An 11962-nucleotide genomic window follows, 5' to 3' on the forward strand; every position below is an offset into this window, starting at 1 on the left:
GGTTATATGAATAAAATAAAACGATTTAGTATTTTATCTGCATCCTTATTAATTCCAGCAACAATTGCTGTTGCTTGTGGAACCAAAGAGGACAAAAAAGATACTAATGGTTCAGTAACAAAAGGTGGTTCAGTTAGTTCAACCGATTCAGGAGGAGCAAAAAGTTCTTCTGATCAGGATGGAACACGAAGTTCTAATGACCCAGGGAGTTCAAGTTCTTCCGATGGTTCAGGTGGACAATCTGTTGGTGTGCAAAAACCAGTTAAACCTATATCAAAAGCAGAATTTGCTACAATAGTTAATTCATTAAAACCAGATGACCAATTTGAATTAGTTGCGACAAACACATTAGTTCCTACCACAAAAGAAAATACACTTCCTACAAAAGTTTTTGATAACTTGCAAAATTGAAGCATTAAGGTTAAAGATAACTACATAAATCAGTTTAATGCAGTTTTAACTAATGCAACTTTAGATGGAAATAATCGTGCTAAGGCAAATCAAGAAGGTAAATTAACTATATATGTTGAATTCACCAATCCTACTAATAAAAAAGATACCATTGTGAAAAGTTATGATATCAGTGGATTTAAGCAAGGTATGGAAGAAACTATCCATATCCCTGCTCCAAGTAATGACGAATTCAAAACCTACTTTAATAAAGATTTAAAACAAAGATATGATTATGATAATCAAAAATATACTGATTCATTTGTTAAATATGCATCTGCTGATGGTTCTTGGGAGAGTTTAAGTGGTGGACTTTTCAAAAAAACAAGTGCATCTGAAATAGCAAGTTTTAATCAAAAAGCAGCGTCGGTAGGTGTTTCTGATTATCGTAGCAGTGTTGTTAAAGGTTTTTCTACACCTGTTTATAAATCAGATGGGAGTGTGGATGGATTATATATTAATCAAGAATCACAACCAGCACATCCGAGTTGAGTTGATTCATATGGTAAGAAAGAACCGTTTAAAACAACCGGATTAGCTCGTACACTACCTAATCAAACATATGTTGATATTGCAAAACAAACATATGCAATTAATATTGGGAACTTCTTAGTTTCCGGTGATGAAAATATTCGTAATCAAGTTGCTAAAATACTTGAAAACAAAGAAGATTTAACTGAATTTATAAAAAAATTAAGTGATCCACAAAGAGTTAAATATTACACTGAAAGACTTACTAAAAATCCAGGATCGCAATGAAAAGAATATGTTCGTGATGAAGTTTATAACGAACTTGTTAAAGAAAATAATAATGATTACACAAAAGTTAATAAACTTGTAAATGATTATTTAGAAATTTATAAAGCACCAATGCGCAAGCAACTTGAAGCAGCAAATTTCCCTGCTGATGTAAAGCAAAGAGTTCTAAATGAAATTAATTCATCTGTTGCTTATAATTCATTAATTACCCTACCTATTTTTGCTAAACAACAAGATAATATTGGTGGAACAATGTGAATTATGGATTATCAAATTCCAGATGATGGAAGCTACCCAACTAAGTTTTATTTTGGAACTAATTTACATGTTGCTGATGCGATTAAAGAAGGAAGGTTTGTTGGTTTTGGAATAACCAGAATGAATAAGGATGTTAATCCTGTGTTAAATACCTTAAAATTAGTTGGATTAAATAGTCCTGCAATGTTTAGAACTTTTGGATTTAACAAGGAAGCAATTCGTAGAGTTTTTGATGCACGTGATTTTCTTAAAACGAAACCATCAGATTATTTAGCAGAACCACAAAAAGATTTATATAAAAATGTAGAAGAATTTGCTGATTTTGCAGTAGTAGAAATAGATTTTGAAAAAGCGGATTTATCAAAAGTTTTGATAAATACTAATGAAGCATCCAATGCTGCAGCATTAGCAAAATTGGTTACTAATGATTATAAGGACTTACCAGATGATAAAAAAGTTAAATTCTTACCTAATTCGTATTTAAAAGATTATCAAAAGATTAATGTCCCCTTAGCAGTTAAGAAAAACGAAGAAAATTCATTAAATAAATACGATCAATTATTTATTCTAGGTTTCCCGTTAGCTGATTCAGGTAGTTGAAGAGATTTTTATCTAAAAAGAAATATTGATGATGACCAAATTAATGTAGCAAAATATTATCGGACCTTATGAATTAATTCTGATCCTGATTTTTATGACTATAAGGTAGGAGAAAACGATTCAGATCAAAAAACCCAAGAACGACTTGCTCGTGGGAACCGTTTATCATATGATTTAGCATATCGGACCTTTATTGATAAACCCGGCCTTACTGATGCTTTCTTATCTGCACCTGTTTTATCTCACGGTAAAAGTCCGTTACAAAACCTATATACATCTGATGATAATAAGCAATATATTAACTTTGGTTTAGAATATATGCCACGTTGATATGCTCCAGGTGGTGGTGCATCTGGTTCGTCGGTTCGAAACCAAAAAAACGAGTTAGTTGGAATTTATCATTATTCTAATCCAACAGCAAGAACCGGTTTAGCAGCAGCATTTAGATCCGAAGGATACAGTTATAATGGATTATATGGAAGCTATAATTTACCACAATATGATTTAATTTATGGTGGTGGAAAAGATCAAAAGAATTCATATCGTGAAGCAATGTCTAAGTTAAATATCGGTAAAACTAACTTATTTCCAAATGGATTTGCAAGCGAAAACATCCCAGAACAATTTAAATTTACTAATAATCTATTAACATATCAAAATACCAAGGAAAATAATGAACAAAATTAATAAAGTCATAATCAATCGTAAAATTTATAATGATTATAGCAATCGACTTAATTCTAAATCGCAGAGTTGATGAAGCACTATTTATAAATATATTTTAGTTTCTTTCTTTGTAATTTCGGTGTTAGTTGTTGTCAACTTGCTAGATAAATCTATTTTCCTTACATCATTACTTAGTCAATCTGCTTCGGATAAACCATATTCAGATTTATTTAACTTTAATTCAGTAATTTCAAGGCAAGATAATGCTGTAATAATGCTGCGCTTTAGTCCACTTGTATTTGTGTTCTTTTATTCAGTGTTTAAAAACTTCAAATCAATAGAACAACAAAAAGAACGTATTGCAACCTATTTAATTTTTTATTTACTATATTTCACTTTATCGCTTATATCATTGTTTTCACTCTTTTTTGCATTAACCAAAGATACCACAACAATCGCTCACGATGTATTTAATTTGTATTATTTATTAATTCCGCTATTTTTAATTAATGTTGCGTATGAAATATATACTTATATTTATAAACGTAAATCAGAACCACTTTTATATGCTTCAATATGACCTTTGGTAATTCAAATAGTTTCACATACTATCTTGTTATTATTTACCTTAATTAATATGTTTTTATGAGATGCAAATGCTTATTTTCCTGAACCTACACAAGAAAATCCAGATACCATTAGAGCAACAGTCCCAGGTAACGAATTAATAAAAGGTTCAGAATACTTATTATTTTCAAGCAAAAACTCTTATTGAGCAGCTGTTGATGCATTATTTAATGTTAAAGCTGCTAAAAACCTAGTAATCATTATTTTATTATTTATCTTAGTTGGTTTATCTATTTTAGGAGCAAATATCAAAAAAGTACTTCGTTATAGTGAAAATGAAATTTCTGATAATGCTTCTAAAGATAAATTTGTTTTATATTTTGCTATTATAGGTGTTTTATTGTTATTAGTTATTAAAACAATGACTATCAATTTGCGAAATCGTCTTACCTTATTAGATGGTGGTGATTCATATAATTATTTATACATTTTATTCATAGTAATTGGATTCTTAATTACAGCTGGATATTTTGTTGGGATTGAATTTTTCTTTAGAAAAAATAAAAATACTGCATTATTTACCATTTATATGTCCTTAACACAAGGATTGTTATGAATGCTATTAACAGTTTCAATCTTTGTTATATCTAGCCCAAGCGATTATGTATATAATGTCTTTGCGATAACTATCTTCTCTGCAGCAATTTATATTCATTATATTGTTCGTCATAAAAATATAAATCGATTATCAATTTTTGCAATTCTTAGTTCCTTATTTTTACATAGCTCATTAATCTTTATCTATGCTTTAAATCACTTGTTAGTTGCTCAAGATAACTTTATGTTGATATCAGCACCTACCCCAATTTCCTTACTTAAAATACTTACCATTATTAATTTAATTGTTGTCGGATTGTTCTTTATCTCAATTCTTATTTACACTTATGTTTGATTACAAAAAATTAATTTTGCATCTAAAAATAAAGGAGTAATTACTCATGAAAAATAAAACTATACTAGTTGAAACACCTGAACTTTTAGAGGTTTATAACTCATATAACCAACTTGTTTCAGAATCAAAATTCGTCAGTTACAAACAATTCTTTGCTTCTGTTTTGTTAAAACTTAATTCAAGTTTTAATTCAAAGGAATTTGAAAACTTTGAGGAACAAGTTAAAAAGGCATTTAAAAATAAATATGATTTACTTTTTCAAAAATTTGTAATTACTTTTAATTTAAATCCAAAATTTAGTCTTAACAAACTAGTTCCGATGTTAGCTAAATATGAATCATCTAATAATCAAGCAATAAGTTTTAAAACACAATCTTTTGATTTGGTTGTTAACCCAGATGAAAATATAGATGAATTAAATTTAGAAATTGCTAAATATCAAAAAGTTGACGGAGAGGTTTATCTAACTGAAAATCCTAACCAAAATGAAGACAAATTTGAAATTTTATTAAATGAAATTAATTTATCTTTATTAAGGTTGCTACTAGGTGGTTATGTTGTTGAAATTCTACCTAACATAGTTTTATTTATTTCAAAATATACCAATGCTTTAAAACTTTTCTTTAATAATAATATTTTAAAAGAAGAATAAAATGCATTTAAAAGATATCATTCAGAAAAAACAAAACTTTGAAAATATTAAAATCAAAGTTAATAATGATAAAAATATTTTATTAATAACAATTGTTAAACTAACACGAAAACTTGCTTTTTATGTTGATAATGCTTTATTAAATGTGCAGTTAATTCAAGCACTTAAAAATAAATATAACATCAAAAACAGTTTTATTGAAGATATTTCATTTGTTAAAAATAATAGTTTTTTAAGAAATCTAAAAAAATCATTTATTAAAGAAAAAGAACTGTATATTTATTTAACTGAAGAACAAAAATATGGAACCGATTCATATACTCGTTATGAAAAAACAATTTTAAATAAAATTAAAGGTAAAAATGTTGATTTTATTACTATCGGAAACCGTGCATTAAATTTTGCTAAAAGCAATAATTTAAATGTAATTAAAACATTTAAAAGTTCTGCAGAAAAAAACCTCACAAGAACATTAGCACAACTAACCAAGATTTTATATTTAGATAGTGAATATAAAAATGTGCATCTAGTTATTAACTCAAATAAAAACTATAAAGAACCTTTTACATTGCTTCCGATGTCAAATTTTGATGTTGGTAAATTACTTAACATCCATCCAGAAAATGAGTTTGATAAGGTTATTAAAGATTATAAAATTTATCCAAACATTGAAAGTTTTATTGATAATCAAATTACCATTTTCATTGAAAACGCCATTAACTCATTAATTATCGAATCATCGTTTTATAATGCTAAAAATGCTTTAGTTGCTGCTAATAAAAAAGTAAAACAACTCGATGAAGAACTTCTTAAAGTTACTAAACAGATCCATCGCATTAAACAAGAAAAACAAATAGAAGAAATTGTTTTATTAACTAAGAAAAAACAAACTATTTTTGAAGAAGGTCGAAATGAGTATGAGTAAACCTATTGAAATGATTTTCTTGGATAATAAGAAATTAAGAATTAAAAATTATGATTTATATATTAATCATTATCAAGAAAATACTTGAATTAAAGTTTCTGATAACTCTATCGGTGCATATCCAAGAATGTTAATTAAATTAGTTAATCCACAAAACAAAAACACTTTCTTTATGTTTTTAAAGAATGTTAATATAGTTTCAAAACCTGATAAAACCTTAGTAAATTCATTTTCTAATATCCATTTTTTCAAAGTTGCTGCAACAAAGCAAAAATACAAAAAAGAACTTGATCCACTTAAATATCAAATATCTCGTTTAAAAACCTTGCGATTTGTCGGTTTAAGCATTGATGAAACCATCTTATTAGATGACTTGAAAAATGATTTATATGAATTAGAATTAAAGCAGTTGTTGAATTTAACAGAAAGGGAAACATATGAGTAAAAAATGAAAAAAAATTCTTAATGTTCTTTCGTTAGCAACTACCACAATGACACCTATAATTTCGTTTTCTACACAAAACAAAGCAAAGTTAGATATTAAGCAAACAGATGGTGAAGAAAATCCAAGTACTCCAGATAATCCTGGGACACCTAGCGATCCAAATAATCCACCAGAGGATCCTCGCAATCCAAAGCAAAATAAACCTAGAGATATATCGCCTGATTTTGATACATTTAGAACAGAAGCAGATGATAAGTTTCATTCAGACTTAAAACCTTTTTTAGATAATCTTATTCAATATTTACAGAACGAAAGAGATAAAGAACAAAAAGTTGCTGATTCTGCTGTAAATCCATCTTCAACAACACCTGAAACAAAACCTGGTGGAAATACCCAAAATCCAGGGGATCAAGGAAGTAATGAACAACCATCAAATCCAGGCAGTCAGGGTGGTCAACAACAACCATCCAATCCTGGGGAAGAACCAGGAAAAGGTAGTGAAGAACAAAAACCAAAAGATGATTATCGTGGAAATCGAAGTAAAATAACTTACTTAGATAAGTTAATTAAATTCTTTAGTGATCATAAAGATGATATTGCTGCTAACCCTGAAAAATACGGAATGAATGCAATCTTTCCAAAGGTAATATCTCGGGATAAATATTATGATTATGCAACCGTTAAGTTCAATGGTAAGGATTATACAAATATAAAAGTCGGTAAAAGTGATCCGACAAACTATGAGAAGGCTATTGAAGGTAATGATCAAAATGAAATTAATATTGATGAAAAACGTAAAGATCAAAAAAATACCATTAATAAAACTGAACTCGATACAGCTTTAAATAAGTATATCAATAAGTTAAAAGATAAGATTCCAGAAATCTTTATGAATCCTGATGATATCACTAAAATCGGTAAGGATGTTGAAGTTGTATATGATCCTAAAACCGATTCATATACTGTTACACCACCTAAAGGATTTAAAACTTGAGATGAATACTTTATAAATAAGATCAAACCAAGATATACAGCATTTGACTTAGAAGCTAACAAAGATATTGAGATAGAACCTAAGCAACAGCCCCCACAAAACAATCAAGTCACTCCACCTGATTCGGCTGCACCGAATACAAATCCGAATTTACCTGAACAACCCAATGATGCATTAAATCCTCCGATAAATCCTCAAGAATTAATTTTGCAACTACCACCATTATTTCCGAATATCAGTTATAAACTTTATAACCCTGTTGATCAAAATCTGCCTATCGCAAGAAATGATGGAGAAGATTTGGGAGATTATTTATATAGGGTTTTCAATGACCAAAATGTTTCACAAGAAGTAAAAGATAGTTTATTCTTCTTTGATAATCCGATTAACATTCGTTATAGATATCGAGTTGTAAAACTTGAAAAACCTACCGATAATGCTAGAAATTCATTAATACCTACTATTGAAATTCAGGACTTACTAGATCCTAAGTTAAAACGTGAATATCAAGTTGCACAAGTTGATTCGGATGCAAATAAAACAGATGCTGATAAAGATGCTCCAAGTTCTACAAAATATAAATACCTTGATACCACTGATGATGAAACTCACAAGAGATTCAATTTCTTATATCAAGGTGAAATAAAAGCACTAAAAGAAAAATTCGAAGATTTATATAAAGCAGTAGGTATTGAATACGAAGATACAGTTAAAGACGGTGACAATGAAGTAACTAAAACATTCTATTTAGACTATGATAAATTAAATTTCTTAAAAGATGTTAGAACAGCAATTTTTAGTATGGTAGCTTACGGGGTGCAATTTACAGCAACCGAAAAACCATTCAACATCCAACGTGAAACATTGTTAAATGATCCAAAATTTACAGTTATAAATACTCCAGATTATGACAAAGTAAATGCACAATCAATAAAAACTTCTTCTGAAGCAGTTATGGGATTTTTATTTAGAAATCTTAAAGGTTCATCAGTTGAGTCAAAAAGATATAATGGTCCATATTTTTCTCACCTTGCACAAGCATATAAAGATGAATTAACTTTTATTCTTCTTGCTTTAAAAAATGACCAAGTAAGAAAAACAGTTGAAGAAAACTTTAAACAAATTAAAGCAAATACCAAAATATTTAATGATTTTATTAAACAGACAGAAGTTAACATTAACAAATTATTACAATATTCACAATCACAACAACCTACTTTTAATATCATCGCTTGATATGATAATTATGTTAATTTAGTAAAAGAAATAGGTCCTGGTATGCTAGCACTTAAGCAATTAATTATTGCTAATAAACTACCACCTACACCACCCGAAGAAGATCAAAGTGATGCAGATAAAGAAAGTCAAAAAACAATTGATTCATATCAACAACACTATCAATTAATTGATAGTCAATTACAAAAGTTTAAACAACCTGATAATAATCTGTTAACAATTTTAGGAATATTATTTTTAGCCACAGGAAGCATTTTAGTTGCATTGAATTCTGTTGGAGCTATTATTAATAGACTTAAAAGAAATAATCAACTTAAAACTATTTACATTATCGCAATCGTAGCAATTATTCTATTCCTAGCTATCGGTTCAGTATTTTTAGGAATAGGATTGAAAGGAATTTAATATGAATAACCCAAAAATTACATCAATTTTTGATTACATAGTTGAAGTATCTGGTGAATTCCCTTATAAACAGAGACAGTTTTATCACCTTAAGGAAAATCCTAAGGTAAAACTTATGTTAATCAATGCAAGCAAAACCCGTGCCTTTTTGATTGCTAATACCAAAAATGCACAATTACGGATTAATTCAGAAGTTGTTTTAGAAAACGATGAAGCAAGAATTGATACTTTTCAAAATTATTTTGGTAAGGTTATTGACATCGAAGGGAATGTGATTTTACCAACTGCAGAAAACACATATAAACCTACTCCACTCGGAGCAAAAATCTTTGAACTAGCACATGATTTAACCACCGTCAAAACCTTAAACGAACAATTATTTACCGGTATTGTAGCAATCGATTTATTAATCCCAATTGGTAAAGGACAACGTGAATTAATCATTGGAGATCGTCAAACCGGAAAAACTCATATTGCGTTAAATGCGATTATTAACCAAGCTCGCAACGGGGTAAAATGTGTTTATGTAGCGATCGGACAAAAACGCGAAGCTATTACCAGAATTTATAATACCTTAGCAGAATATGATGCTTTAGAAAATACTATAATAATTGATGCACCATCAACAAGTGCATATGAACAATATTTAGCACCATATATCGGTATGGCACATGCTGAAAATATTTCTTATGAAGATGATGTATTAATTGTTTTTGATGATTTAACCAAGCATGCTAATATTATCCGTGAAATTGCTTTATTAACAGATCGACCAGTAGGAAAAGAAGCGATGCCTGGAGATACATTCTTTTCACATTCACAACTACTCGAAAGAGCTGGTTCGTTTGTAGGTCGTAAAACTATTACAGCATTACCAATTCTGCAAACTGTTGATGGTGATATTACATCGTTAATTGCTTCAAATATTATCTCAATTACCGATGGACAAGTTGTTACAAGTGCTGATTTATTCTCACAAGGGGTATTACCAGCAATAAACATTAACTTATCAGTATCAAGAACTGGTTCAAGTGTGCAAAGTAGACTTGTTACTAAGGTTGCTGCTGAAATTGGTAAAGCATATAAAGAATATAAACGTCATTTAAAGCTTGCGATGCTAGATTATGATTTTAATAAAGAAACTTCGTTATTAATTTATAAAGGAAAAATGATTGATAAGATGTTTACCCAAAGAGGATTTTCGTTACATACCCAAGATCTTATTTTGTTCTCATCAAAGTTAATCAGTTGAACTATTTTAAAAGGTGTTAAAGATGAACAAAAAGCAATCGCTTTTATTGATAAATTAATTCAAGTTGATGAGCAAGCGCGTAATTCATATAATACTGTAATGAGTGGTGAAAACTACGATGATAATTTACATAAATCATTTTTTGCTAATGCATTGAAACAATATTCAGATACATATAATTTAAATTGAGAAATTGAAACAGATGATTTATTCAAAATCCAACCTGCGATATTAGAACAAGTTGCTAGAGAATTAGGAGATAGATAATGCCAGGAAAAATTATTAATTTATTTTCAGATGTTATAGAAGTAGAATTTGATAAAGACAATCTTCCGAAAGTAAATCAACTGCTTACTTTACATGATGGAAAAACCTATCTGCTAGTAAAAAGAGTACTAAATGATACTACTATTCGTGCTATTATAATTTATAACTCACAAGAAATATCGATCGATGATGCTGTAATTAATACTAAACAAAGTTTTATGGTTCCAGTTGGATTGCAATCATTAAATAACATTTATTCATTCCGTGGACAACCTTTATTAGATCGTGATACCCATCCAAAATACATTGAAATGGATTCAACAATTAATCCAAATCGTTATTTACATAATGAAATTGAACTTGTTGAAACAGGAATTAAAGCAATTGACTTCTTTATCCCGATTATCAAAGGATATAAATTAGGTATTTTTGGGGGTGCTGGAGTTGGTAAAACTGTGTTAATGAAAGAAATTATCTTTAATGTTAACAAAAACAGTGCTAATACATCAAATGTTTTCATCGGTTCGGGAGAACGTTCTCGTGAAGCCATCGAATTATTTAATGAACTTGAAAGTTCAAACTTAATGGATCGTTCTGCAATGTATATTTCAAAAATGAACGAATCACCAGGTGCTCGTATGTCAATTGTTCCAATCGGGGTAACTGCTACTGAATACTTAAGAGATGTTGAACATCAAGATGTGTTGTTATTTATCGATAATATTTACCGTTTTTTACAAGCTGAAAACGAAACTAGTGCAACCTTAGGTAAAAAACCATCAGTTGGTGGATACCAATCAACCTTAGAATCAGATGTTGCTAATATCCAAGATCGTTTATATAAAAACGAAAATGGTTCAATCACATCGTTTCAAACAATGTTCTTACCTATGGATGATTTATCTGATCCATCAGCAGTTGCTGTATTTAACCACCTTGATGGAAGTTTAGTGCTTTCACGTGTGCAATCAGCCAAAAATATTTTCCCTGCTTTTGACCCACTCGCTTCACAATCTAACTCAGTTGATGAAAAATTACTTGGTAAAAAACATTTTGATGCAATTATAGAAACCAAAAGAATTTTGAAAGCATATAAAGACTTAGAAGATGTTATTTTAATTCTTGGTTTTGATGAACTAGATGAAGAATCTAAGACAATTGTTAAAAAAGCCTTACAACTTGAAAACTTCTTTACCCAAAATTTCTTTATGACTGAACACTTTACTAAAGCACCAGGTCAATATGTTTCCTTAGAAGATACTGTCGATAGTGTAATACGGATTTTAGAAGGTAAATACATCAAACAAAGTCCAGAAATATTCCAATATGTAGGTTCAAATCTGCAAATTCCAACAGATGAAGAATTAGGATTGTAATAATTAAAAACATCTCTATTGGGATGTTTTTACATCACATCATAAATTTTTAAAATTAAAGTAGGACAAAAAGATTAACAATTAATTCTGTTAATCTTTTTGTTTTATTAATAGGATTAACCAACACCCCTAGGGGTGTCCGCGCCCAAAAATATTAA

Annotated in this window: 8 protein-coding genes; all 8 read left to right on the plus strand. The window is 29.2% G+C overall.

Annotated elements, in window-relative coordinates; all coding sequences use genetic code 4:
* The first annotated feature begins 6 nt into the window (after positions 1–6).
* Genes mip through ACXYRK_RS02925 form a run of 8 tightly spaced genes read left to right on the plus strand, consistent with a single transcriptional unit; the run spans position 7 to position 11804 of the window.
* Positions 7–2754 carry an Ig-specific serine endopeptidase MIP gene (gene mip, locus ACXYRK_RS02890; protein WP_458617986.1) on the plus strand — a complete coding sequence of 916 codons (2748 nt, stop codon included), beginning with the start codon at positions 7–9 and terminating at the stop codon, positions 2752–2754.
* A complete protein-coding gene (locus ACXYRK_RS02895) occupies positions 2741–4309 on the plus strand; it encodes an MSC_0624 family F1-like ATPase-associated membrane protein (protein WP_458597650.1) in 1569 nt (522 codons plus the stop codon). The genes mip and ACXYRK_RS02895 overlap by 14 nt, the downstream gene beginning before the upstream one ends.
* Positions 4299–4904, plus strand: a complete 606-nt coding sequence (locus ACXYRK_RS02900) for an MSC_0623 family F1-like ATPase-associated protein (protein WP_458597649.1) — start codon at positions 4299–4301, stop codon at positions 4902–4904. The genes ACXYRK_RS02895 and ACXYRK_RS02900 overlap by 11 nt, the downstream gene beginning before the upstream one ends.
* A 1-nt stretch (position 4905) precedes the next feature.
* Entirely contained in the window at positions 4906–5829 is a 924-nt protein-coding gene (locus tag ACXYRK_RS02905) for an MSC_0622 family F1-like ATPase gamma subunit (protein WP_458614714.1), read from the plus strand.
* Positions 5822–6274: an MSC_0621 family F1-like ATPase epsilon subunit gene (locus ACXYRK_RS02910; RefSeq protein WP_458607600.1), complete on the plus strand. Its 453-nt coding sequence runs from the start codon at positions 5822–5824 to the stop codon at positions 6272–6274. The genes ACXYRK_RS02905 and ACXYRK_RS02910 overlap by 8 nt, the downstream gene beginning before the upstream one ends.
* The gene (locus ACXYRK_RS02915; RefSeq protein WP_458607599.1) at positions 6267–8909 is read left to right on the plus strand and encodes an MSC_0620 family F1-like ATPase-associated subunit; all 2643 of its coding nucleotides are present in this window, start codon (positions 6267–6269) and stop codon (positions 8907–8909) included. Before ACXYRK_RS02910 ends, ACXYRK_RS02915 begins: the two co-directional genes overlap by 8 nt.
* Before the next feature lies 1 nt (position 8910).
* The gene (locus tag ACXYRK_RS02920) at positions 8911–10428 is read left to right on the plus strand and encodes an MSC_0619 family F1-like ATPase alpha subunit (protein ID WP_458617988.1); all 1518 of its coding nucleotides are present in this window, start codon (positions 8911–8913) and stop codon (positions 10426–10428) included.
* Positions 10428–11804, plus strand: a complete 1377-nt coding sequence (locus tag ACXYRK_RS02925) for an MSC_0618 family F1-like ATPase beta subunit (protein ID WP_458597644.1) — start codon at positions 10428–10430, stop codon at positions 11802–11804. The genes ACXYRK_RS02920 and ACXYRK_RS02925 overlap by 1 nt, the downstream gene beginning before the upstream one ends.
* Positions 11805–11962 lie beyond the last annotated feature (158 nt).

This window comes from Mycoplasma sp. AC1221, assembly GCF_054353815.1.